Annotated in this window: 20 protein-coding genes and 1 tRNA gene; 11 read left to right on the plus strand and 10 right to left on the minus strand. The window is 57.9% G+C overall.

Annotation, left to right across the window (positions count from 1 at the left end; translation table 11 throughout):
• Positions 1–447 precede the first annotated feature (447 nt).
• The 3 genes from ABD720_RS18150 to apaG all read right to left on the minus strand — a co-directional run bounded on the left by ABD720_RS18150 (position 448) and on the right by apaG (position 3,015).
• Positions 448–1,224 (minus strand): enoyl-CoA hydratase, encoded by a 777-nt coding sequence (locus ABD720_RS18150; protein ID WP_344765516.1) that lies wholly within the window; start codon positions 1,222–1,224, stop codon positions 448–450.
• Between the two features lie 41 nt (positions 1,225–1,265).
• Positions 1,266–2,471, minus strand: a complete 1,206-nt coding sequence (mltA, locus tag ABD720_RS18155; protein ID WP_344765517.1) for a murein transglycosylase A — start codon at positions 2,469–2,471, stop codon at positions 1,266–1,268.
• 166 nt (positions 2,472–2,637) lie between these two features.
• Positions 2,638–3,015, minus strand: coding sequence for a Co2+/Mg2+ efflux protein ApaG (gene apaG, locus ABD720_RS18160; RefSeq protein ID WP_344765519.1), 378 nt, complete (start codon positions 3,013–3,015; stop codon positions 2,638–2,640).
• A gap of 160 nt (positions 3,016–3,175) precedes the next feature.
• On the opposite strand from apaG, the gene rpe reads away from it, so the two are divergent.
• The 6 genes from rpe (at position 3,176) to trpC (ending at position 8,725) form a co-directional block, all read left to right on the plus strand.
• On the plus strand, positions 3,176–3,853 hold the full coding sequence (gene rpe / locus ABD720_RS18165) for a ribulose-phosphate 3-epimerase (RefSeq protein WP_344765521.1): 678 nt from the start codon (positions 3,176–3,178) through the stop codon (positions 3,851–3,853).
• Positions 3,850–4,524 (plus strand): phosphoglycolate phosphatase, encoded by a 675-nt coding sequence (locus ABD720_RS18170; protein WP_344765523.1) that lies wholly within the window; start codon positions 3,850–3,852, stop codon positions 4,522–4,524. Before rpe ends, ABD720_RS18170 begins: the two co-directional genes overlap by 4 nt.
• 213 nt (positions 4,525–4,737) lie before the next feature.
• Positions 4,738–6,234: an anthranilate synthase component I gene (gene trpE, locus ABD720_RS18175; protein WP_344765524.1), complete on the plus strand. Its 1,497-nt coding sequence runs from the start codon at positions 4,738–4,740 to the stop codon at positions 6,232–6,234.
• Position 6,235: 1 nt separating this feature from the next.
• Positions 6,236–6,799 carry an aminodeoxychorismate/anthranilate synthase component II gene (locus ABD720_RS18180; RefSeq protein ID WP_344765526.1) on the plus strand — a complete coding sequence of 188 codons (564 nt, stop codon included), beginning with the start codon at positions 6,236–6,238 and terminating at the stop codon, positions 6,797–6,799.
• A gap of 76 nt (positions 6,800–6,875) precedes the next feature.
• Positions 6,876–7,910 carry an anthranilate phosphoribosyltransferase gene (gene trpD / locus ABD720_RS18185; protein ID WP_344765528.1) on the plus strand — a complete coding sequence of 345 codons (1,035 nt, stop codon included), beginning with the start codon at positions 6,876–6,878 and terminating at the stop codon, positions 7,908–7,910.
• A 14-nt stretch (positions 7,911–7,924) separates the two neighbouring features.
• On the plus strand, positions 7,925–8,725 hold the full coding sequence (gene trpC / locus ABD720_RS18190) for an indole-3-glycerol phosphate synthase TrpC (RefSeq protein ID WP_344765529.1): 801 nt from the start codon (positions 7,925–7,927) through the stop codon (positions 8,723–8,725).
• A 12-nt stretch (positions 8,726–8,737) separates the two neighbouring features.
• On the opposite strand, the gene ABD720_RS18195 is transcribed toward trpC, so the two are convergent.
• The 7 genes from ABD720_RS18195 to ABD720_RS18225 all read right to left on the minus strand — a co-directional run bounded on the left by ABD720_RS18195 (position 8,738) and on the right by ABD720_RS18225 (position 16,623).
• Positions 8,738–10,519 carry a M61 family metallopeptidase gene (locus tag ABD720_RS18195; protein WP_344765531.1) on the minus strand — a complete coding sequence of 594 codons (1,782 nt, stop codon included), beginning with the start codon at positions 10,517–10,519 and terminating at the stop codon, positions 8,738–8,740.
• A gap of 1 nt (position 10,520) precedes the next feature.
• The gene (locus ABD720_RS18200; RefSeq protein WP_344765532.1) at positions 10,521–10,982 is read right to left on the minus strand and encodes a DUF3429 domain-containing protein; all 462 of its coding nucleotides are present in this window, start codon (positions 10,980–10,982) and stop codon (positions 10,521–10,523) included.
• Positions 10,983–11,041: 59 nt separating this feature from the next.
• Positions 11,042–11,689, minus strand: a complete 648-nt coding sequence (locus ABD720_RS18205) for a nucleotidyltransferase family protein (RefSeq protein WP_344765533.1) — start codon at positions 11,687–11,689, stop codon at positions 11,042–11,044.
• A 7-nt stretch (positions 11,690–11,696) separates the two neighbouring features.
• Positions 11,697–13,940: a xanthine dehydrogenase family protein molybdopterin-binding subunit gene (locus ABD720_RS18210; protein ID WP_344765535.1), complete on the minus strand. Its 2,244-nt coding sequence runs from the start codon at positions 13,938–13,940 to the stop codon at positions 11,697–11,699.
• Between the two features lie 93 nt (positions 13,941–14,033).
• The gene (locus ABD720_RS18215) at positions 14,034–14,492 is read right to left on the minus strand and encodes a (2Fe-2S)-binding protein (RefSeq protein ID WP_344765537.1); all 459 of its coding nucleotides are present in this window, start codon (positions 14,490–14,492) and stop codon (positions 14,034–14,036) included.
• 140 nt (positions 14,493–14,632) lie between these two features.
• Positions 14,633–15,382 (minus strand): DsbC family protein, encoded by a 750-nt coding sequence (locus ABD720_RS18220; protein ID WP_344765538.1) that lies wholly within the window; start codon positions 15,380–15,382, stop codon positions 14,633–14,635.
• A gap of 50 nt (positions 15,383–15,432) precedes the next feature.
• Positions 15,433–16,623, minus strand: coding sequence for an FAD-dependent monooxygenase (locus ABD720_RS18225; RefSeq protein WP_344765540.1), 1,191 nt, complete (start codon positions 16,621–16,623; stop codon positions 15,433–15,435).
• A 118-nt stretch (positions 16,624–16,741) separates the two neighbouring features.
• On the opposite strand from ABD720_RS18225, the gene ABD720_RS18230 reads away from it, so the two are divergent.
• The 5 genes from ABD720_RS18230 (at position 16,742) to ABD720_RS18250 (ending at position 24,682) form a co-directional block, all read left to right on the plus strand.
• Positions 16,742–16,817 (plus strand) — tRNA-Phe (locus ABD720_RS18230).
• A 293-nt stretch (positions 16,818–17,110) separates the two neighbouring features.
• The gene (locus ABD720_RS18235; protein WP_344765541.1) at positions 17,111–18,601 is read left to right on the plus strand and encodes a site-specific integrase; all 1,491 of its coding nucleotides are present in this window, start codon (positions 17,111–17,113) and stop codon (positions 18,599–18,601) included.
• 122 nt (positions 18,602–18,723) lie between these two features.
• The gene (locus ABD720_RS18240) at positions 18,724–20,262 is read left to right on the plus strand and encodes a site-specific DNA-methyltransferase (protein WP_344765543.1); all 1,539 of its coding nucleotides are present in this window, start codon (positions 18,724–18,726) and stop codon (positions 20,260–20,262) included.
• Positions 20,263–20,283: 21 nt separating this feature from the next.
• Complete coding sequence (locus ABD720_RS18245; RefSeq protein WP_344765545.1) at positions 20,284–22,986, plus strand: DEAD/DEAH box helicase; 2,703 nt, start codon at positions 20,284–20,286, stop codon at positions 22,984–22,986.
• Between the two features lie 97 nt (positions 22,987–23,083).
• Positions 23,084–24,682 (plus strand): AAA family ATPase, encoded by a 1,599-nt coding sequence (locus tag ABD720_RS18250; protein ID WP_344765546.1) that lies wholly within the window; start codon positions 23,084–23,086, stop codon positions 24,680–24,682.
• Positions 24,683–25,149: the final 467 nt, after the last annotated feature.

Genomic DNA, 25,149 nt, shown 5'->3' on the forward strand with positions numbered 1-25,149 from the left:
GACATGGTCCTTTCGGACCGGTCGCTCACTCAAAAGTCTGACAGGCCAGTTCTTGCGAACTGTCCTATTATTTCTTCTTTGTGAGCACTTGCTATATGTAAAGACTCCGTAGCAGCCGAAACCACTACAGTGCGCTTTCATCAAGTGCCCACACTTATCAACTGTTAATTGTTAAAGAACTTCTACCGCGCTAGCCGCACCACTTCGACCAACCTCGCCGACCGTGCCGCGTTTCGCGCTTCAGACAAAGCGTTTTGTTTGTCTGCAGCAGAGAACGAGAGTATGGAGGTTTGCCGCGCTGCCGTCAACTGTTTCGTTGCCGTGTTCTGCTGGTTACTGCCAGCAAAACCTGCGTTCCTTGATCAACTGCTACCAAAAGAACGCCTGCGCTTCAAACCCTTACTTACTGCGTACTGCTGCCCGCCTCTCGACGGGAGCCGAACTATATCAAATACCCCGGAAGGCTGGCAAGCGTTTCTCGATAAAAGCTTTCATGCCCTCTTTCTGGTCTTCCAGAGCGAAGGTACTGTGGAACATGCGGCGCTCAAACAGCACACCTTCCGACAATGTCAATTCATAGGCTCGATTGACCGATTCCTTGATCATCATTACTGTCGGCAATGACATCGCAGAAATAACCGTCGCAGCAGCCATCGCTTCGTCAAACAATTTCTCAAGAGGAACGACGCGAGACACCAATCCGGCCCGCTCCGCCTCGGCAGCATCCATCATCCGAGCGGTCAGGCACATGTCCATTGCCTTGGCTTTCGAGACAGCACGCGGCAATCGCTGGGTACCGCCCGCTCCGGGAATCGTGCCCAACTTGATTTCCGGCTGACCGAACTTGGCATTCTCGGCCGCAATAATGAAATCACACATCATGGCCAGCTCGCATCCGCCACCCAGTGCGTAACCAGCGACCGCTGCAATGACGGGCTTGCGTATCTTGCGAATCTGTTCCCAGTTGCGGGTAATGTAATCGCCCTTGTATGCGTCCATAAAACTGTAGTTCGCCATCGCGGCAATGTCGGCGCCGGCAGCAAAGGCCTTGTCGCTTCCCGTCAGGACGATGCAGCCAATGTCTGCGTCGCCGTCAAACTGCACCAGCGCGGCACCCAGCTCATCCATCAACTGGTCGTTCAAGGCGTTCAACGCCTTGGGACGATTCAAGCGGATGACACCAACATGACCCTGCGTTTCAACCAAAATCATTTCGTAACTCATCGCTCTCTCTTAGCTCCATAAAATTGAAACGGGATAATTCATTATTTCGCCAGAGCTGCTCTTGCTGGCAACTTCGGCAACAGGACCCACATCATGCCACGCTGCTTCATGCGGCCGGCCTTCTCTCCGGCCTCGGCGCCGAAGCCCCAGAAAAAATCAGCCCGCACCGGGTTCTTGATTGCTCCGCCGGTATCTTGCGCCATCACCAGTCGCTGCAGCACAGCGGCGCTGTTGGGCTGCGTGGTCGACAAAAATACGGGAGCGCCAAGTGGAATGAACTGGCTGTCGATGGCAATCGAACGCTGCGGCGTCAATGGCACGCCAAGGGCACCTTTCGGGCCTTTCCTTGGATCGACAATCGATTCTTCCTTGAAGAAGACATAACTTGGATTGGCATTGAGCAGCTCCTGCTGGCGATCCGGATGCGCGACGTACCAGGCCTTGATCCCTTGCGCGGAAGCCTGGTCGAGCGTCATTTCACCGCGATCGACCAGATAGCGGCCTATCGATTTGTAGGGATAGCCGTTTTGATCGGCATAGGCAACGCGAACAACCGCGCCGCCATCCGCGAACTGGACCCGACCGGACCCTTGCACTTGCAGGAAAAATGCCTCGATCGGGTCATCGACCCACAACAATTCCTTGCCATTCATACCACCGCCCTTCATTAGGTCGGCCCGGGACGAATACGCAATGACCTTGTTTCCCTGAATGCGTCCACGCAAGCGCATTCCCTTCAGTTCAGGATAAATGCCGGCAAGGTCGATCGTCAGCAAGTCATCCGGCACCCGATGCAGCGGTGTCTGAAAGGCACCGCCACGCTTGCGGGCACCTTTTAATAGCGGCTCGTAATAGCCCGTCACCAGGCCGGCATCGGTACCGTCAGGATTAAATACCTGATTCGGCACAAAGAACGCTTCGAAGAATTGCCTGACTGCCTGCAGGTCAGCGACATTGACATCGCGGGCGACAGTGCAAGCTTCTTTCCAGTCGGCTTTTTTGACCAGTACATCGCATGAAGCCATAAACGCTGGCCAGGTTTCCCGTTGGTCATCCTTGTCCCAGCCGGGCAAAGCGCCAAAACTGGACGGGCGCAGCATATCTCCCTTGATCACGACGGGTGGAACGACAGGACCGGGCGTCGCTGAAGGACCTGGTATGCGATCAGGCTTAACTGTGGAGCAACCCGCCAAAACGACGGCGAGCAGAGAGAGGGAAGCGAGTAAACTAAGTCGTTTTGATGACATGGAAAGATGATCTGCTATGTGGCTATTACTGTTGGAGGCTGGAGTGGCAGGTTTTCTGCTGATTTTCATTGTCTGGTGGACCATGTATTCCGGCCCGAAAGCGCGACAACCGCCGCCGAGGAAGTTACCGCCAAAGGATGACAAGCCCGAATAACTCGATGCAAGGTTAGTGCAGGGTGCGCGGCAGCGACAACACAAACTCCGGAATCACTGCCTGAAACTGCTCCCCATCCTGGGCAACACAAAAATACGCGCCGCGCATCGACCCCTGTGGCGTGGCCAGCGTTGCGCTGCTGGTGTATTCAAATACCTGACCTGGCTCCAGCAACGGCTGATGGCCGACGATACCCAGTCCGCGCACTTCGTCGATGTGATTGTTGGCATCGGTAATGACCCAGTGCCGTGAAATCACCTGCGCCGGAATCTGCCCGGTATTTTTGATCGTCACCGCATACGCAAAGACAAATGTCGAACGATCCGGCTCGGATTGATCCGCCAAATACTGCGTGCGGACGGACACCGTAAGCTCGTAGGCTGCTGCCATGAATTTTCCTTGATGACTGATAGAGTGATTTCTGAACGGTGGGCTTCACGCTGGTCCGCGCAGGCTCCGCCTCCGGATCGACGGCACATTCTGACGAACGCACCGGCGCTTAGCAAGCGCAGCAGGGTTAAAATGCCGCACCCCAATAGAATTGACGACCATGACAACTTACCATATCGCTCCCAGCATCCTGTCAGCCGACTTTGCCCGACTCGGCGAAGAAGTCCGCAACGTCGTGAGTGCTGGCGCCGACATCATTCATTTCGATGTCATGGACAACCACTACGTGCCGAACCTGACCATCGGCCCGCTGGTCTGCGCGGCGATTCGCCCGCATGTACAAGTGCCGATCGACGTGCACCTGATGGTCAAACCGGTCGACCGCATCATCCCTGACTTTGCCAAGGCTGGCGCGAACATCATCAGCTTCCATCCCGAAGCCTCCGAGCACATCGACCGCACGCTGCAATTGATCCGGGACCATGGCTGCAAGGCGGGCCTGGTATTCAATCCGGGCACCTCGTTGCAGTTCCTCGAACACGTGATGGACAAGATCGACCTGATCCTGATCATGTCGGTCAATCCGGGATTCGGTGGTCAGTCGTTCATTCCGGAAGCATTGAAAAAAATCGCTGCCGCGCGCCGGCTCATCGATGACTCGGGCCGCGACATCCTGCTCGAAGTCGATGGCGGTATCAAGATCGACAATATCGCCGCCGCCGCCAGGGCCGGTGCCGACACCTTCGTCGCTGGCTCTGCCATTTTCGGCAAACCGGATTACAAGGGAGTCATCGACGCCATGCGCGCCGAACTTGCCAGCGTCGGCGTCCAGGCATGATGTTCTCCGGCATCCGTGCCGTGATCATCGACCTCGATGGCACCATGCTCGATACCGCGCCGGACTTCCATTGCGCAATCAACCGCATGCGCGAGGAGTTGTCGCTGGCGCCCATCGATATCGACACCATCAAAGGCTTCGTGGGGAAAGGGTCCGAGAACCTGATGCGCCGCGTGCTGGCCGTGGATTACGACGCACGGGAGGTCGAGCTTCACTTTCCGGCTGCACTGGCTGCCTACCAGCGCCACTACCTGGCCATCAATGGCGACTTCGCCACGTTCTATCCCGGCGTACGGGAAGGGCTGGAGCAATTGCGCCGGCAGGATCTGCGCCTGGCATGCGTCACCAACAAGCCGATCGACTTCGCCCTGCCCTTGCTGGAAAAAACCGGCCTGCGCGACTACTTCGAGATCATCTATGGCGGTGATTCCCTGCCGACCAAAAAACCCGAACCGGGCCCTTTCCTGCAAGTCTGCAAGGATTTCAGCCTCGCGCCCGCGCAAAGCGTGGCCATCGGTGACTCATCCAACGATGCCGTGGCAGCGCGTGCGGCAGGTTGCTTCGTGCTGACGGTTCCGTATGGCTACAACCATGGCGAACCTGTACAGTCGATTGACTCGGATGGTATAGTCCAGACGCTGCTCGAAGCCGCCGGACGTATCTCTTACTGACCTCGTACTAACAACACTTACTAACAACAATCACTCATGGTTCCCGTCAAAAAAACATACGCATCGACCACCAGCGCTCCCGAGGCCTGGCTGTGGCGAGGCTGGCAAATCCCGGGCTGAACTGTCCCTCGATTCGCCGTTGATGTCGCCTGCGGGCGCCAACGTTTTTAGATAACCTACCGTCCACATTACAATGGCGGCCTGGAGAGAACCATGACCGAACTCGAATTCAAATCGCTGGCCACGCAAGGCTACAACCGTATTCCCCTGATCGCCGAAGCCTTCGCCGATCTCGAAACCCCGTTGACGCTGTACCTGAAACTGGCACAGACCCAGGGCACCGGAAAGAACACCTTCCTGCTCGAATCGGTCGTCGGCGGCGAACGCTTCGGCCGCTACTCGTTCATCGGTTTGCCCGCCAACACGCTCATGCGCAGCACAGGCAGCCTGACCGAAGTGCTGGTCGACGGTCACGTCACCGAAGCCATCGAAGGCAATCCGCTCGACTTCATCGAACAATTCCAAAGCCGCTACAAGGTCGCGATCCGTCCGGGCATGCCGCGTTTCTGTGGCGGCCTGGCGGGCTATTTTGGCTACGACACGGTGCGCCACATCGAAAGACGCCTGGCCGACTCGACGCCGAAAGACGACCTCGGTCTGCCCGACATCCAGTTGATGGTCACCGAAGAGCTGGCCGTCATCGACAACCTGTCCGGCAAGCTCTACCTGATCGTCTACGCGGACCCGACCAAACCCGAAGCATTTTCCAAAGCACGCCAGCGCCTGAAAGACTTGCGCGCGATGCTGCGCCGCGCCGTCGATGCGCCGGTCACCTCGGCTTCGGTGCGTACCGAGACCGTACGTGACTTTCCGCGCGATGCGTACTTGAAGGCCGTTGCCAAAGCCAAGGAATACGTGATGGCGGGCGACCTGATGCAGGTCCAGATCGGCCAGCGCATTCGCAAGCCCTACGTCGATTCGCCATTGAGCCTGTATCGCGCACTGCGCTCGCTGAATCCGTCGCCCTACATGTACTTCTACAATTTTGGCGACATGCAGATCGTCGGCGCCTCACCAGAAATCCTGGTGCGCAATGAAAGCATCTCTGCCGACCAGAAGAAGGTCACGATACGCCCGCTCGCCGGCACCCGGCCACGCGGTTCGACGCCCGAACTGGATGCCGAACTGGCCACCGAATTGCTGCATGATCCGAAAGAAATCGCCGAACATGTGATGCTGATCGACCTGGCGCGCAACGACCTCGGCCGCATCGCGCAAACTGGCAGCGTCAAGGTCACCGACCAGTTCGTGATCGAAAAATATTCGCATGTTCAGCATATCGTTTCGAATGTCGAAGCCGTGCTGAAACCCAAACTGTCCAACCTCGATGTCTTGAAAGCCACCTTCCCAGCCGGCACCTTGTCGGGCGCGCCCAAAGTGCGGGCGATGGAAGTCATCGATGAACTCGAACTGACCAAGCGCGGCATCTATGGCGGTGCCTGCGGCTATCTGTCGTTCGGCGGCGAAATGGACCTGGCGATTGCGATCCGCACCGGCGTCATCAAGGATGGCATGTTGTACGTGCAGGCGGCCGCCGGCATCGTCGCCGACTCGGTGCCGGAAATGGAATGGCAGGAAACCGAAAACAAGGCGCGCGCGGTATTGCGCGCAGCAGAACAAGTGCAAGACGGCCTGGACGGGGAAATCTGAAATGCTGCTAATGATCGACAATTACGATTCGTTCACCTACAACCTCGTGCAGTATTTCGGCGAACTCGGTGAAGACGTGCGCACGGTGCGCAACGATGACATCACGCTGGACGAGATCGCCAGGCTGCAGCCGGACCATATCTGCATTTCACCGGGACCATGTACGCCGCACGAAGCCGGAGTCTCGGTGCCGCTGCTGCAACGCTTCGCCGGGCAGATTCCGATCCTTGGCGTCTGCCTTGGCCATCAGGCCATCGGTGCAGCATTCGGCGGCAAGGTCGTTCGCGCACGCGAAGTCATGCACGGCAAGACCTCGCTGATTGCGCATACCGGCGTGGGCGTATTCCAGGAATTGCCCAGTCCGTACACGGTCATCCGCTATCACTCGCTGGCAATAGAACGGGCCTCGCTGCCGGCTTGCCTGGACGTGACTGCCTGGACCGACGATGGCGAAATCATGGGCGTGCAGCACAAGGAATTCAATTTGCACGGCGTGCAATTCCATCCCGAATCGATCTTGTCGGAGCATGGTCACGCGCTGCTGAAAAATTTCCTGCGCGGCTAGGCAACCTGGAGACCCAGCCACAACGCCGTTCCACACATCCACGGACCGCGCGCCGGTCCGCACTGACAGGACACTCATGCTATTCACGCCACAAGAAGCGCTGTTGCGCTGTATCGACCACCGCGAAATTTTTCATGATGAAATGCTGTCGCTGTTCCGCCAGATCATGCAAGGCGAGATATCGCCGGTCATGATTGCGGCACTGACGATGGGCTTGCGCGTCAAAAAAGAATCCATCGGTGAAATCGCCGCCGCTGCGCAAGTCATGCGCGAGTTCGCCACCAAGGTGCCGATGGCCGACACCACCAATCTGCTCGACATCGTCGGTACCGGTGGTGACGGTGCGCACACGTTCAATATCTCGACGGCCACGATGTTCGTCGCCGCCGCCGCCGGTGCCCGCATCGCCAAGCACGGCGGCCGCAGCGTGTCATCGTCGTCCGGCAGCGCCGATGTACTCGAAGCCCTCGGCGTCAATATCAATCTCAAGCCCGAGCAAATTGCGCAGTCGATTGCCCAGACCGGCATCGGCTTCATGTTTGCACCGAATCACCATGCGGCCATGAAACATGCCGCGCCGGTGCGCAAGGAACTCGGTGTACGGACCATCTTCAACATCCTCGGCCCGCTGACCAATCCGGCTGGCGCACCGAATATCCTGATGGGTGTGTTCCATCCGGATCTGGTGGGCATACAGGTGCGGGTCCTGCAGCGACTCGGCGCGCAGCATGCGATGGTGGTCTGGGGTCGCGATAACATGGATGAGATTTCGCTCGGTGCCGGCACCATGGTGGGGGAACTGGTCAATGGCGAAATCCGCGAATACGAAATCCATCCGGAAGACTTTGGCCTTGCGATGGTTGCCAGCCGCAACCTCAAGGTGAGCGGTGCCGCTGAGTCGAAACAAAAAATTCTCGATGCGCTCGACGACACGCCGGGAGCGGTGCGCGATATCGTCGCACTCAATGCCGGCGCGGCGCTCTATGCCGCCGGTATCGCACCATCGATTGCCGACGGCTTGATCAAGGCCCAGGCCGCCATCACATCCGGCGCCGCGCGCGCCAAGCTCGCACAATTCATCCACGTCACGCAGCAACTTGCCCGCACCTGAACCGAAAAAAAATCATGTCCGACATCCTCAAGAACATCCTCGACGTCAAGGCAGATGAAGTCTCTGCCGCCAAGAAATACCGCGACTTTGCCAGCCTGCGCCGGGAAGTCGAAGCCGACAGCGAAGCGCGCGCCGGCCTGCGCGGTTTTGAAGCCAGCCTGCGCAACAAGATCGCCTCGGGCCAGGCAGGCGTGATTGCCGAAATCAAGAAAGCCTCGCCCTCGAAAGGCGTGATCCGCGCCGATTTCAAGCCAGCGGAAATCGCTGCCAGCTACGCGCAGTTCGGTGCATCCTGCCTGTCGGTATTGACGGATGTGCAGTTCTTTCAGGGCGCACCGGCGTACCTGCGGCAGGCCCGGGCAGCCTGCAGTTTGCCGGCGCTGCGCAAGGATTTCATGATCGATCCGTATCAGATCTATGAAGCGCGGCACTGGGGCGCCGATTGCATTTTGCTGATCGTTGCGGCGCTCGATCACGGCCTGATGGCAGAAATGGAAGCCATCGCCCACGAACTGGGCATGGGCGTGCTGGTCGAGGTGCACGATGCCGAGGAATTGAACGCGGCGCTCAAGCTGAAAACCGCGCTGCTCGGTGTCAACAACCGTAACCTGCGCACCTTCGAGACTTCGCTGCAAAACACCATCGACCTGTTGCCGCGCATTTCACCCGACAAGCTGGTCATCACCGAATCGGCCATCCTCACCACCGATGATGTCAAACGCATGCGCGACCACGACGTGCATGGATTCCTGGTCGGCGAAGCGTTCATGCGGGCGCCTGATCCGGGCTTTGAACTGCATCGCTTGTTTGCCTGAATCGGTTGCCCGTCAGCCTAGCCAGTGGCGCCGTAATTTGACGGCGGCCGCTGGCTTGGCTTGCATCACCAGACTATTTTGCGGTGCATCGTCCAGCGCCAGTTTGGCCGAAAAGGTCATCAACTCGTCGCGTCGGAAGGCATGTACCTCGACCTTGTCGCCAGCCCGATAACGCTTGAGCAAATCGGTCAGGTTGGTCGCAGTCACCCGCAAGCCATCCAGCGCCACCAGCAGATCGCCGGCGGATAGCCCGGCACGATGGGCGACACCTTTTTCATACACGCTGGCGAGTTTGCAGTCATTGCCATCGCGCGTGGTGCGTACGCCGAGAGCTACCGTCGCTGGTGCTTTCGCGGCGGCGAATTCGACACCAAACGGCGCGAGGATTTCAGCCAGCGGCAGGTCGCCGGTGCCGCGCACGGCACGGTCGAACAGGCGCTTGAGTTTCAGGCCGCTGACTTCATCGAACAAGGCCTCGACGTCGTCCTCGGTCACGCCACGGCGGACCGCGAAAAAATCCCGGCCATAGCGCTGCCACAACGCCCGCATCACATCATCGAGCGACTTTTTGCCGCCGGTACCGGCGCGTATCGTTAGGTCGAGCGTGAGTGCCACCAATGATCCCTTGGTGTAATAACTGACGATCGCATTCGGCGCGTTTTCATCCTGCCGATAATATTTGATCCAGGCGTCGAAGCTGGATTCGGCCACCGTTTGCTTGCTGCGACCGCTGCCGCGCAAGACGCTGTTGATGGTTTTGTCGAGCAGCTTGAAATAGGCAACCTGGTCGATGACACCGCTGCGCACCAGCATCAGGTCATCGTAATAACTCGTGAATCCTTCGAACAACCACAGCAGCGAGGTGTAGTTTTCGGTCGCCAGCGCATACGGCGCGAAGGCGGCAGGCTTGATGCGCTTGACGTTCCAGGTATGAAAATACTCGTGGCTGCACAGGCCCAGAAAGCTGCGGTAGCCGTCGCTGATGTCGGTCTGTCCAAGTACCGGCAAATCGGCGCGATGGCAAATCAGTGCGGTCGATGCGCGATGTTCCAGCCCGCCGTAGCCATCGCCCACCGCCAGTGTCATGAACAGATAGCGCGACATCGGCGCACGTTTGGATTCCGGCTCGAACAGGGCGATCTGCGCTTCGCAGATTTTCGTCAGATCGGTTTGCAGGCGCGCCATGTCCAGATTTGGCACCTTGCCGCTGATGACGATATCGTGTGGTACGCCATGGGCCAAAAACGTCGCGAGGGTGAAGCTGCCCATTTCGACCGGATGGTCGATCAGCTCGTCGTAGTCCGCCGCAATGTAGCTGCCAAATCCGTAGCGTTTGGCTTTGAGTTCCGGCAACGCTGTGGCGACACGCCAGTGCTTGCAGGCCGGGTCGTCCGGTTTGCCGATCTCGACGACATGCGGCACATCGGTCTGTCCTTCGACGGTGAGGAACACGCTGGTGCCGTTAAAGAAACCGTGCGTCTGATCCAGATGTGCCGTACGCACCGACAGGTCCCAGGCATAGACCTCGTAACGGATGACCAGCGGTCCGCTGCACGGCGCGGCCTGCCAGGTGTGCTTGTCGCGCTTGACCAGCGCCACCTTCTTGCCGCCTGACGTGGCGCGCATCTGCACGATGTTGCGGGCGAATTCGCGCAGCATGTAGCTGCCCGGTATCCAGGCAGGCAACGACACCACCTGTCCGGCCGGGTTCGGCGCGGCTACCGTGAGCGTGACGTCGAACAGGTGGCCAGCCAGGTCGCTGGCCACGATGGTGTAATAAATAGGTGAAGTCATGTCAGCTCCGTACATTGGCAGCGAGGAAGGTCAGCGTCAGCGCAGCCACCACCACGCAAGTCAGTTTGAAACGCAGGCTGATGAACCAGTCGGGAATGTCGTACCAGCGGTAGAGCCGCTTATCGATCTGGTAGGCGACGATAAAGCCCGCCATCAGCACCGCAAAACCGACGCCGATGATCATCCGCGATGCCACCAGCGCAATCAGCGATGGCGTCACGCCCCAGATCAGCGCGCGTTTGGTTTGGTCGATACTCAGCAAATTGCAGCACAGCGCAGCGCCCCAGTGGATTCCTCCCAGGAACGACAGGATCGCAATCCCGTACGCCAGCTGCCCCTTGATCATGAATCCCAGCCAGTCCGGATGCACGATCCAGCACGACAGCGACAGCAGGACAAACGGGATCAGCCCGGCGAACCCGAGCAGGTGCGCCAGACGCTTGTTGAAAAAATTGGTATTCATGCAGGAGGCATTCTGTAAGTTGAAAGGCAACACGGATCATACAAGACAGCCGCAGGTGCTCAGGCAAACTGCAGCAAATCCTCCGGCGTATCGATATCGATCAGTATGCCGGGATCATCGACCTCGACCTCGGTCACCAACGACATCCGGACGATATCGCGGGCACCCCGGTCGCCCCGAATGCGCAACAACGCATCCCGATGCTGCCGACTGAAGCCGACCGGATTGCCGCGCTGCCCCAGATATACCGGCACGGCAATATCAGCGCCATCGCGAATCGCCGCATCCAGTGCAGCGATGGTCGATGACTTCACATGCGGCATGTCAGCCAGCGCAATGATCCAGCCGGACGCGGATGCACAGGTGCGTACCGCATGCGCCAACGTGTGCCCCATTCCGGCCGCTGCATCGGCGCAGCAACTCGTGACGCATCCGGCTTCATGCAATACCGTCATCAAGCGTAATGCATCCGGGTGCACCACCACCAGCGTGGTTGGCAAGACAGCCGCCATGCGCTGCGCCGATTGCACTGCAATGTGCTGGCTGTGCTGACTGTGCTCGCCGAGCGGCAGGATTTGCAGCAGCTTGTCCTGCAAACCGCTCGGATCGAAGCGACGACCACGCCCTGCCGCCAGCACGATGCCAGTGCAATGGCCCGTGGTGGCTATCGTGGCTGTCGTGGGTATCGTGACTGTCGCGTCCGCCATCACGCCATTACGCCAGGTCGAACGGCAACTTGCGCAAACGCTTGCCACTGAGTTTGGCCAGCGCGTTTGCAAAGGCCGGTGCCAGCGGTGGCAAGCCTGGTTCGCCCATGCCGGTCGGTGCATCGTCCGAGGCCACGATATGCACGCTCACTTCCGGCATGTCCGGCATGCGCGCCAGCGTGTAGTCGCCGAAGTTCTGTTGCTCGACCAGGCCGTCTTTCAACGTCACGGCCGCACCCGGCAAGGTCGTGCCCAGCGCCATCAGCACGGCACCCTGCACCTGTGCTTCGACGGTCATCGGATTGACCACGCGGTTGCAATGCACGCCGGCAGTCACCTTGTGCAGCGTCGGCTTGCCATCCTTGAGCGAGGCGACGACAACATACGCCACGACCGAATTGAACGACTCGTGCATGGCCACGCCCCAGGCTTGTCCGGCCGGGAGTTTGGTCGTGCCGTAACCGGATTTGGCCACCGCCAGATCGAGCGCCGCGAGGTGACGCGGGTGCTTGTCACCGATCAGTTTCTTGCGATACGCGACCGGATCGGCACCGGCCATTTGCGCGGCTTCGTCGATCAGTGTTTCCATCACGTAGCCGGTGTGGGTCGAGCCCACCGAGCGCCACCACAGGATCGGCACATTGGCAGTGACGATATGGGTCGAGAGCTTCATGGGCAGATCGTACGGCTCGCCCATGCCTTCGACCATCGTGCTGTCGACGCCATCCTTGATCGTGAATGCTTCAAAGGGTGTACCGGTCATGATCGACTGGCCGACGATGGTGTGATTCCAGGCGACGATGTTGCCCGCAGCATCCATGCCGATTTCAGCGCGATGCACATGGGACGGACGATAGTAGCCGCCCTTGATATCGTCTTCTCGACTCCAGATGACCTTGACCGGGCTGGTCTTGCCGGACGCTTTCCAGGCCTTGGCGACCTGTACCGCTTCGATAATGAAGTCCGAACTAGGCACGCCGCGTCGACCGAAACCGCCACCGGCCATCATCGTGTTGACCGTCACCTGCTCGACCTTGAGGCCGGCTGTGCGTGCTGCGGCCGCCTGGTCGACGGTCTGGAACTGGGTACCGGACCAGATCGTGCAGGCATCGGCTTTCAGATCGACGATGCAGTTGAGCGGCTCCATCGGCGCATGGGCCAGATACGGGAACTCGAACTCGGCCGTGATTTTTTTGGGCGCATCCGCCAGCTTCGACATGTCGGCATTGCGGGCAATCTTGCCCGGTTGGCGCGCCAGTGCCTTGTACGCAATGAGCTGCTTGTCGCTACTGACTTTTTCGAGGCCGGTGCTATCCCATTCCAGCACCAGTGCATCGCGGCCGGTCTTGGCCGGCCAGTAGCCGTCGGCGATCACCACGACGCCACGGCCACCGCGGTCGGTCGGCACTTCCAGCACGGCGAGCACGCCCTTGATCGCCAGCGCTTTGCTGGCATCGACCTTGATGACCTTGCCGCCAAATACCGGTGGACGCGCAACGACCGCGACCTTCATGCCGGGCACGCTGGCATCGATACCAAAAATTTGCTGGCCGGTGGATTTCACGCGTGCATCGAGACGCGGCGTTGGTTTGCCGATCAAACGGAAATTCCTGGCCTCTTTCAGGACAACCTTCTCCGGCATCGGCTGTTTCATGGCCGCATCGGCCAGTGACCCGTACGTCGCCTTCTGGCCAGCGGGACCGATCACGACACCCTGCTCGGTGCGGCACTGGACCGGCTTGACCTTCCATTGATCGGCCGCCGCAGCAATCAGCATCAGGCGCGCCGAGGCGCCGATTTCGCGGTATTGCAGATACGAGTGGGCGATGGTGCCGGAGCCGCCGGTCATCTGCATGCCGAACATCGGGTCCTTGAACACATCGGCCGCCGGCGCGAGCTCGCTGCGCACTTGCGACCAGTCGCAATCGAGTTCTTCGGCAATCAGCATCGGCAGGCTGGTATTGACGCCCTGGCCGAATTCGAGCCGGTTGACGGCAACGGTGACGGTGTTGTCAGGCGCGATACGCAAGAACGCGTTCGGTGCATAGACTGGCTTGGGTGCTTCGGCAAAGGCAAACTTGTTCGCGCCAGGTACAAAAAAACCGAGCATCAGACCACCACCGAGCACGCCGGTGGCTTTCATGAAACTGCGGCGCGAGACGTTAGCCGCGGTCGGTGTGACGGGTACGTTCGGTGCGGGCAAGACGCCGGTGGCGGCGTCAGCAGGATGCTTCATCCATTCGGTACGCATAGGGTTCTCCGGAAAGTGGCAGTGAGAGCGGTGTGGTTCAGTCGATCGTTCAGGCGATCGGTCAGACCATCGGATTGACCAGAATGCCGACAATCAAGCAAGGGCTTTGGACGCATCCTTGATGGCGGCCCGGATGCGCTGATAGGTACCGCAACGGCAAATGTTGCCGCTCATGGCGGCATCGATATCGGCATCGGATGGCGACTTATTGGACCGCAATAAAGCCGTCGCCGTCATGACCTGGCCGCTCTGGCAATAACCGCATTGCGGTACATCGAGCTTGACCCAGGCATCCTGGACTGCCTTGCCGACCTTGTCGGCCTGCATCGCTTCAATGGTGGTGATTTTTGCCCCGGCAGCTGCCGAGATGGGTGTGACGCAGGAGCGGATCGGCTGGCCATTCAGGTGTACCGTGCAGGCGCCACAGAGGGCCGCGCCGCAACCGAACTTGGTGCCGGTCATATTCAGATTGTCACGCAGTGCCCACAGGATCGGGGTCGATGGATCGGCATCGACCTGCATGTCGCTGCCGTTGATATTCAGTGTGACCATGGAGTACTCCGTCATTCAGGGTGGGTGAGGCATTGATTGACGGAATATAGCGGATTTGACAAATGCTTGTCCGCAACCCGATTTCATCCCGAGACATTCAGGACCAGATCGCGCGCGGACAAACCGCACGAACGTGCTGCTTACTGGGCAGCTGCCTCGGATTTCACGGCAGCGAATTTGGCTTCCAGCCCTTTCGCGTCGACAGCTCCGGGAATACGACTGCCATCGGCAAAGAAAATGGTCGGGGTACCGGTGATACGCATTTTTTGACCCAGTGCGAAGATTTTGTCATTGGGCGTGGTGCAACTGGCGGGTGCGACGGCGGCTTCCTTGTTCTTCAGCATCCAGTCATCCCAGGCCTTGTTGCGGTCCGCCGAACACCAGATATTCTTGGCCTTGACCGACGAATCCTCGGACAGGATGTTGTACAGGAAGGTATAAACCGTCACATTATCGACGCCCTGCAAGGTCTGGTGGAACCGCTTGCAGTAACCGCAATTGGGATCTTCAAAAACCACGATGACGCGCTTGCCATCGCCCTTGACCGATTTCATCGCGGACTCGAGTGGCAGATCGGAAAACTTGATGCGGCTGATTTCGTCGATCCGCGTCTTGGTGTAATCCTTGAATGATTTGCTGTCGAGGACACGACCAACGAACAGGTATTTGGCCTGCTCGTCGGTGTACAAAATATCGCCGCCGACATGCAGTTCGTACAGGCCGCTGTAGTTGGTCTTGCGGACCGACTCGACCACCGCGCCTTCACCGAGCCGCGGCTCGATCAGCTTCTTGATTTTGGCTTCCGTGGAGTTGGGTGCCGCAGTTTGTGCGACCACAAATGCGCTCGCCAGGAGCAACGACACGACTAGTACAGGCTTCAACATATTCATGCAACTTCCATTCAGGAGAAATCAAAAACGTTAATCCGCACCAACGCCAGTCAGCGCCGGACACCGGCCGCGTGCGACATCAGGCGCCGCTTTATGACAGGCAGTTTATCCAGCAAGTTCAAACCAAGATTGCGTACCAGCCGCACTGGCGCGAACTGTGACGAGAACAAACGCTGCAGGCCATCGGTAGCCAGCTGCATCATCAGAATATCTTCTTTGCGCGAACGGGCATAACTGGCCAGCGTACGTGCATTGCCGCAGTCGCGTTGTGCGTCGGGCTCGGCCAGCAACGTCATCAGCGCGGCGACATCACCAAAACCCAGATTCATCCCGTGCCCGGCCACCGGATGCACCACATGCGCCGCATCCCCCATCAATGCCACGCGCGGCGCAACCAGTTGATGCGCGCGGATCAGCGCAAGGGGAACCGACTGCACACACTCCGGCGTCATCGGCTGCAATTGTCCGAACGGCTGCCCGGGCAACGCGGTCAACCGCTGCGCCAACGCGGCCAGAGACTCATCCTGCAAGGTCGACGCCAACGCATCCGGCGCGGACCACACCAGCGAGACACGCCGACCCGGCAACGGCAGCAACGCGATGATCCCGTCATTGTCAGTGAACCACTGATGCGCCACACCCTGATGATCTGCGCTGCAATCAAAGTTGCTGAGGACGGCGCGCTGTTCATAGGGACGGTAATCGATTCCGATCTGGCACTGGTTGCGCACCCATGAATGGGCGCCATCGGCACCGATGACCAGCGCCGCCGTCATCTGCGCGCCGCTGGCCAGTTCGACATGCGCAAAGTGCGCATCGACACGCAGCGCCGCAGCAACGTCGGTGACCAGCGTCACATTGGGCGTGAAGCGCAATGCGGCATCCAGCGCCTGATCCAGATTGCGATGCTCCACGATCCAGGCCAGCGCGGCAACGTGCGCGCCATAGGCATCGAAAGCGATCTTGCCCGCCTGCGCGCCCTCACCGCTCACCACCATGCCATCGACCGCCGCAATACGCGAGGCATCCAGCGCATCCCAGACCTTGATCGCCATGAGCAGATCACGCGCCACCGCGTTCAGCGCATACACCCGCAAATCCCACGAGGCAGGCGTCGCGTTTGCTGGCTTGTTCGGCTGCGGCGGGCACAACAGCGCTACCCGGTATCCCGCCTGCGCCAACCCTAACGCTGCTGCCTTGCCAATAGTGCCGTTGCCGATAACGCAAATGTCGGTATGCATAACGCTCGATCTAAAAATTGTGGCGAAGATGCCGTGCGGGGATTATAGCGGCTGGCTCGAAACTAGATTGCCGCGCTGACTTGCATAATTCAGGATGTTTGATATACTTGCGCCCCTTGGCCTGGTAGCTCAGTCGGTAGAGCAGAGGATTGAAAATCCTTGTGTCGGTGGTTCGATTCCGCCCCGGGCCACCAAGACCCTAAGGCCCTGTTTTCGCAGGGCTTTTTCGTTTCCGGCGTTTAGCCGGTGCACCAATTAGGTGGTCCACCTCAACTGAGGTCTGACCATGCTACTTCCCTCCTATCTGCGCCGGTCCCGGCACGGCATCTACTAATTTCGTCTGGTCCTATCGGACCGCTTCGCGGCTCTCCTGGGGCAGCGTGAACTTGTTCGTTCTCTTGGCATACGTTACCCTAGCGCAGCAAAGTTTTATGGCTACCAAATTTCCCAACGCATAAAACCACTTTTGGAGAGGCTCGACATCCTCATGGCAATCGACCCAAACTCGATTAATCCAGACGAGATCAAAAAGTTGGTAGTCGAAGGACTCGACTTCCGACCAGATGGCGGACTTTCCGTTCAGCGTCTGCAAACCAATGCTGATCCGGCCATTGGCGAAAAGGAAATGGAAGCCGTGCGCAAGACGGCGAAAAGCTGGCGCGAGCTGCACAAAGACAGCCAGCTTGGCGACCTGACCGAGGATGAACGCCTGCTGCGGCAAGCGGCAGCAAAACGGCTGTGCGACGAGTTGCTAGCGGAGTTGGCACAAGTGACATCATCTCCGCCAGCGATCGCAGCAGCAGCGGTAGCCAGCACAGCGCCGCCACTGCGGCCAACAACCCTTCGTGAGGGCTTCGACCAATACCTCAAATCGAAGAAGAAGATCGTTCAGTCCACCAAAGACGCCTACACCGAGAGCTTCGAGCTGTTTGCAGAGTTGATCGGCGGCGACCATCGCCTGGCCCATGAGATTCGTCCCGTTGAAATTAAGGAATTCAACGATGCGCTAGCCTTCATCCCCCTGCACGCGAGAAAGCGCGGCATCAAGTTGGGCACCACGCAAGCCATCCTGAAACATCCGCCAAAACTGGAAGATAAAAAAGGCAATCCCATTGATGCCATCAGCGGCAACAGCGCCAATTTGTGCGTTGCCAACATCAAGAGCTTTTTCGACTGTCTGATCAAATCCGGGCGGCGCGATGGCGACAACCCATTTGAGAACCTGCCGAAACACTCTGACGGCCACAACGTCGGGGGCGCCGATGGCTTCGACGAGCATGAACTGCGGGCCATATTTAATTCGACCACATTCATGCTCGCCAAGCGACCCTCTCAGTTCTGGGGCCTATTGCTCGCCCTCTACACGGGCGCGCGGCTGAATGAAATAGCGTCCCTTGACTTGATCGACTTCGTTGAAGAAAAGGGCATTCGGTGCATTGCCATTCGCCACATCCCGCGCGCCGCACCGCACACGATTGAACACCAGCGCAATCCACGCTCCGCCAAGCGCACCAAAAACTTGGAGTCGCGACGTTTGGTGCCGCTTCACCCAGATCTCTACGAGATTGGGATCGAGACATACATCGAGGACTTACAGGAACTGGGCGCCACACGCTTTTTTCCAACCTTCCCCCTGGATGCGAAAGGCAAACGTGAGCGGCGTCTGTCCCACGATGGCAATGAGTATCTGAAATTAGTCGGAATTCACGTCGAGCGCAATAAGGTCATGCACAGCTTCCGAGACACGGTTTGCGAAATGCTCAGCGTCGACGACATGGACGATGTGCGCGCCGATCAATGGACCGGGCATAAAAATCAAAGTATCAAAGGCCGCCATTATCGGCGGAGCAAAGCAGCGGTCGATTTACAGGCAAAGGAAGGTTTCAGCGCCCTCAATTTTCCATTCATCGATATCGAGAAACTGCAATACACCAAAGGATGGTGGAACGACTACATCCAAAAGAACATGGTGGATTGAGCACTATGCCCCATAGTGCCTGACACAAAGGGGCGAAGAGCCGTACTTGTAAACCATATTATTTTATGTGCTTTGCCTGGCGGGTTCAGGCGAAGGCGACAATTAACAAAAAAGACAATTAGATGCCATTTTTAGACTGGGTAAACAAAAAGCAAGCCAAGGAGGCCACGCGGGAGGTTCCCTATCACCTGCTCAAACAGGAGTTGGTCCATGGCGACGTGAGCGGCGCAAATGCCGACAACCTGCTGATTCAAGGCGACAACCTGCTGGCACTGAAAGCCCTGATCCCGTTTTACGCGGGCCGGGTCAAATGCATTTTTATTGATCCGCCCTACAACACCCAAAGTGCATTTGAGCACTACGACGACAAGTTGGAGCACAGTCAGTGGCTCTCGATGATGTATCCCCGATTGGTCCTGCTGCGCGAATTGTTGACTGAGGACGGCAGCATTTGGGTAACGGTTGACGATGCGGAGTCGCACTATCTCAAAGTGCTGATGGATGAGGTGTTCGGGCGGCGTAACTTTGTGTCAAGCGCTGTATGGCAGAAGACGACGAGCGCGCGAAACGATGCGCAATATTTCTCATCCGATCACGACCACATTCTTGTCTACGCAAGGTCGCTCGATTTATTCAAGATCAACCGACTGAGCAGAACCGCATCTGCGGACGCTGCTTACAAAAATCAAGACAATGACCCCCGAGGCCCATGGCGAGAAATCGATTACAAGTGCGCAAAATCAGCTGACGAGCGCCCCAACCTTTTCTATGCGATCAAGCATCCCACCACTGGTGAAGAAGTTTGGCCACGCCGGACTCGTGTGTGGGCTTATGGCAAAGAAGAGCACGAACGCCATCTTCGAGAAGGCCTTCTGTTTTGGGGGAAGACAGGCAACTACTCGTTGCCCAAGCTAAAGAAATTCCTCTCTGATGCACGAGACGGTTTGGTGCCAAGAACGCTTTGGCTTGCGGAGGAAGTGGACCAAACTCGAACCGCAAAGAAAGAGATGAAAGAACTTTTCCCTGACGATCCATTTGCAACACCGAAACCAGAGAAACTGATTCGACGTGTGCTTGAATTATCGACAGAGCCGGGTGATCTTGTTCTGGATAGTTATTTAGGTTCTGGCACTACTGCCGCAGTCGCGCACAAGATGGGCCGTCGCTACATCGGCATAGAGATGGGTGAGCACGCTAGCACACACTGCCTGCCCCGCATGCAGAAGGTCATCGAAGGTGAGCAAGGTGGCATTAGCATAAGTATGAATTGGAATGGCGGTGGCGGCTTTCGCTTCTGCACTTTGGCCGAGCCCGCCTTTGACGAGCATGGCCGGATCAGCGCGGAAGTCAAGTTCGCTACGCTTGCCGCGTATGTCTGGCACTTTGAAACCGGCAAGCCGGGCAATCAGATTTTTGACAAGCCGCTGCTGGGCATCGACAACGGCACAGCCTATTACCTGCTTTACAACGGCATCTTGGGCGACCGTCGTCCGGCAGGCGGCAACGTCATGACCCATGCCGTGCTGCAAGCCATTAATGAGATATTCCCGCATAAGGGGCCGAAAGTGGTTTATGGCGAAATGTCCCGGCTGGGTGCCTCGCGCCTTGCCGCTGAGGGCATCACCTTCAAGCAGATTCCATATGACGTGAAGATGCGTTGACCAGCCAGAAGAACAAAAACCATGCTGACACTCAAAACCTACCAACAGAGCGCCCTCGCGGTGCTGACCCAATTCTTGACTGACACCCGAAGCAAGCCGGTAGTGGATGCCTACGCCGCGACCCTTGCGGGCCAGAACCGGACAGGCGAGACCTACCAAGCCTTGTTTGGCAATGTCCCATGTGTCTGCCTGCGCGTGCCCACAGGAGGCGGCAAGACTATCATGGCGGCGCACGCTGTCGCTATGGCAGGTAAGGCAGTGCTGGACAGCGATGCGCCCATCGCCCTTTGGCTCACGCCCTCTGACACCATCCGCTCGCAGACCCTCGAAGCCCTTGCCAATGCGCGCCACCCCTACCGGCAGGCGCTAGCCCACCACTTTGGAGACCGCGTGCAAGTGTGCGACTTGGAAAGCTTGCAGGCCATAAGCCCGCACGATGTCGGTAAGGCAGCCATCGTCATCGTGGCCACCATCCAGTCCTTTAACGTGACCGACACGGCCAAGCGCAATGTGTATTCGTTCTTCGAAGAGCTGGCGCCACACTTCGACAACCTGCCGCCGCAGCTATCGAACGGCTTAGAGAAGGTGACTGAGGCCGATTTGCAGACCCAACCCTACCTGACCGCCAAGGACGTGGGACGGGTGAAATATTCAGTGGCCAACTGGATGCACCTGCAATCGCCCATCGTGATCGTAGATGAGGCGCACAACAACCGCACCGACCGTTTTTTCAAATCGCTGGGCCGGGTCAACCCAAGCTGCGTCATCGAGATGACCGCCACCCCGGTGCCGGGTAACAACGTGCTGTATCACGTCGCTGCCGCCGAGCTGAAAGCCGAGCAGATGATCAAGTTGCCCATCGTGCTGGCCGAGCACCCGCAGGGCTGGCGCGACTGCCTGCGCGATGCTGTGTTGACCCGCGACCGCCTGGAAGTAGCCGCGCAACGGGAGTCCGATTACGTCCGTCCCATTGCCTTGGTGCAGGCCATGCCCATCAATGGCGAGGCTACGGTAGCTGTGGTGCTCCAACACCTGATCGAGCAGGAGCGAGTCCCGGAAGAACAGATTGCGGTGGCCACCGGCACGCAGAAGGGGCTGGACGGGATTAACCTGCTTGACCCTGCCTGTCCCATCCGCTACGTCATCACTGTGGAGGCTCTGAAAGAGGGTTGGGACTGTTCGTTTGCCTATGTGCTGGCCAGCCTGCAATCGGTCAACTCGTCGAAGGACGTGGAACAGTTGCTGGGCCGGGTGCTTCGCATGCCCTATGCGAAAAACCGGACGCAGGACGCGCTGAACCGCGCCTATGCACACATCGTTGCCGACAACTTCGCGCAGGCTGCGGCCACGCTCAAAGACCGTATGGTGCAGAACATGGGCTTTGAGAAGCTGGAAACTGCTTCGCTGATCATCCCCCAGCAACCGTTGCCCTTGACTGGTGGCGAGGGTGGCGCACCCACCGCAGGCCGGGCCGGAGGTGCGGCCACGCCCGCCATACCGGAGTGCCACATCGAGCTGCCGCAGGCACCCGACACCCAACACTGGCCCGACGAATTGAAGCAGGCAGTGCGGGTCGTGCCGACCACACAGGGCGCCACGGTCCTGCTTCATGGTGAAGTCAGCAGCGCGATACTGGCGCAGGCAGAGGCGTTTATCAGCAACGCCATGCCTGCCAAAGCGCGCGAGAAGGTCAAGGAGCAGTTTGATGCCCACCGGGCGGCGCGCCAAGCCATGCGCGCCCCGGCCCAGTTGGGGCTGGATTTCGCCGCCATCCCACAGCTCTGCCTGAATCTGGACGGCCACCTCGAAGTGGTGGAGCGCGAAACGCTTTCCAGCTTGGGCGATTGGAGCCTGCTGGATCAACAGGTGCAGTTGGCCGGGTTCACCATCACCGAGACCGTCAACTCGTTCGAAATTGATGTTAATGGCGCTAGGGTCACCTACCGGCATACCGATGCCCAGCAGCTCCTGCTAAATGAGACAGTCAGCCACACCAGCCAGCAAGACTTGATTCGTTGGCTCGATGTGGAGGTCCGTCAAAGCGATATCGGGCAGCCACAGATGCAGGCGTATCTGGTCAAAATGGTGACGCACCTGATGGCCGAGCGTCATTTCACCCTGACGGCACTCGTTCGCGCCCGCTTCCAGTTAGCACAGGCATTGGTCAAGGAAATCGGGCGGCTGCGCCAGATGGCCATGGCCCGAGGCTTTCAAGGCCGACTGATGGACATGGCGGTGCCGGGCGTTGAGGAATTGGCGCATTACAGCTTCCACTACCAGCCTGGCCAATACCCAGCGCGGCTGATGTATCAGGGCAGCTACGAGTTCTCCAAGCACTTCTACCCAGTGATCCACGACCTACGAGAGAAAACGCAGGCTGGGGCCGTGGCCGAAGAGTTCCGCTGCGCCCAAGCCATCGACGCGCACGCAAAGGTCAAGCATTGGGTGCGCAACATCGAACGACAAGAAAAGTTCTCATTCTGGCTGCCTACCGCCACTGACTACTTCTATCCAGACTTCGTCGCCGAACTGGTTGATGGCCGGGTGTTGGCGGTTGAATACAAAGGCGAACCTTACCGAACAAACGACGACTCTCGCGAAAAGCAACAAGTCGGCCACCAATGGGAACAGTCTAGTAGCGGTCGTTGTTTGTTTTTATTCGCGGTAGCAAGCGATGAGGATGGCCGCAACGTGTCCCAGCAGATCGCAACGAAGCTTGCGTGATCAGAAAACCGGCTAGTGCTTAGACACAACGGACGATAGTGTACTCGGCACGCTCAGTCGAGATTTTTTTGCTCCATCAACAGGGATTGAGGCACAAGTGAAGATTACCGGAATCCGGCTCAAAAATTTCAAGCGTTTTACCGACCTTGCCATTCGCGACATTCCACCCACTGCCAAGCTTGTGCTGATTGTCGGCCCAAACGGCTGCGGAAAATCATCGCTGTTCGATGGGCTGCTTAATTGGTATCGCCTGACCGCCGGATTTGGTTACAGTAATGACGACCTTTATTATCGTAAGAGCAAGGACGAGCACTACGCGTGGACCGACACTGTTCAAGTAACCCTCGCTGACGGCGCAGCGCCTAAAAAGGGATGCTTGTATGTGCGCACGGCCTACCGGAACGATCCTGATTTTTCGATGACGGGAATAACCAAACCTGCGGCTCCGTCAGAAGAACTTCGGGTCAGTCGATCGATCGATAACGACCAGGCAGTAGCCCAAAATTACCAGAGGCTCGTCTACGACACGATGGCAGGTGTCTACAATGACGAGAACGATAACAAGACAGTGCAAGCACTCAGAGAAGAATTGATAGGGCAGCTCAGAACATCGATGAAAGCCGTGTTTGGCGATCTTGTCCTAAACAACATCGCTGACCCGCTTGGAACAGGCACCTTTTTCTTCGAGAAGGGAACGTCGAAGGCATACCACTTCAAAAATCTTTCTGGCGGAGAAAAAGCGGCGTTTGATTTGCTGCTTGATCTGCACGTGAAGAAAAAATTTTTTGCGGACGCGGTCTACTGCATTGACGAACTGGAAACACACTTACACACGCGCGTTCAAGGTTTGCTGTTACGCGAAATGGTCAATATTATCCCGGACAACTCACAACTTTGGGCAACCACGCACTCGCTGGGCGTATTAAGAGCAGCCCACGAGATGGCCACGGCGGCGCCAGGTTCAGTCTGTATTATAGATTTCGACGGCGTCGATCCCGACGTTCCAAGAGAGATCGTGCCGAGCAATCTCGGCAGACTTACTTGGGAAAAAATGCTGTCGGTTGCGATCGATGACCTGAGTAGTCGAGTTGCGCCACGAGTTATCGTTGTTTGCGAAGGTGCCTCGGAAGGCGCCAATAAACGCAAAAACTTCGATGCGGAGGTGCTGAGCAAAGTTCTCGGTGCTCATCATGCAGATGTGCTTTTCCTATCCGGTGGCGCTTCTAGCCAGCTTGCAGCCAGCGGAATCACTGTTCGTCAAACTTTGAGCGGCATCTTACCTACTGCCCGGGTCGTGTCGCTGTGCGACCTTGATGATCGCTCGGCAGCCGAGGTGGGCGACTTCGAAGCCGATGGAAATCTTGTTCTCAGACGTCGAAACTTAGAGTCATATCTCCTGGATGATGAAGTTATCAAAGCACTCTTAGAGCGGGAAGGTAAGGCTGAACTGATCGAAGCCGCGCTGGAAATCAAATTGCGCGCACTGCAAAACAGTCAGGACCGAGGGAACCCTCCTGATGACTTGAAACGCGCATCCGGAGAAATTTTTGTGCAAATAAAAGCTCTGTTGGGCCTTAGAGGCGCTGGCAATAATGCTGACGCCTTCATGCGCGATACCCTTGCGCCGCTGATTGCGCCCGGCATGAACGTCTACGCCGAACTCTGTGCTTCAATAATCGATCGCGTAGCACGATAGCGCGCGCCTGACCGAAGTACAGAACATATAGTTATGTAGGGCGCTACCGACGGTGGAAGCGACATTCGTTGTTTTCATAACTTATTGAGAAATAAAATTTAACGGCGATTTCACGCCCGCCCTGTTGGTGCACCTGGCGCCCTTATTTTTGGCGATTCGCGTCATAGGGAAAGAGGATAAAATTCGTCATGGGGTGCACCATATAGGTGGACCACCTAATGGTTCGAATTTATCGCTATTTATCGCTTTAAATCAACGAGTTAGGCGTTTTGGTAGCCAGTCCGCCCCGGGCGACCAATGAATTACCTTACAAGACGCCAACCCTCACCGGTTGGCGTTTTTGTTTGTCGAACAAAAAGTCCTTGTGTCCGGTCTATCTCCGGTATCGTTCTGATTGCAAGTAAGCGCCTCACCAACGACGTCTGTACAGCACGCCATTGACCCGCCAAAGTGGTGCCCACCAAATA

Origin of the sequence: Actimicrobium antarcticum, assembly GCF_039536745.1 — a bacterium.
Classification (GTDB): domain Bacteria; phylum Pseudomonadota; class Gammaproteobacteria; order Burkholderiales; family Burkholderiaceae_D; genus Actimicrobium; species Actimicrobium antarcticum.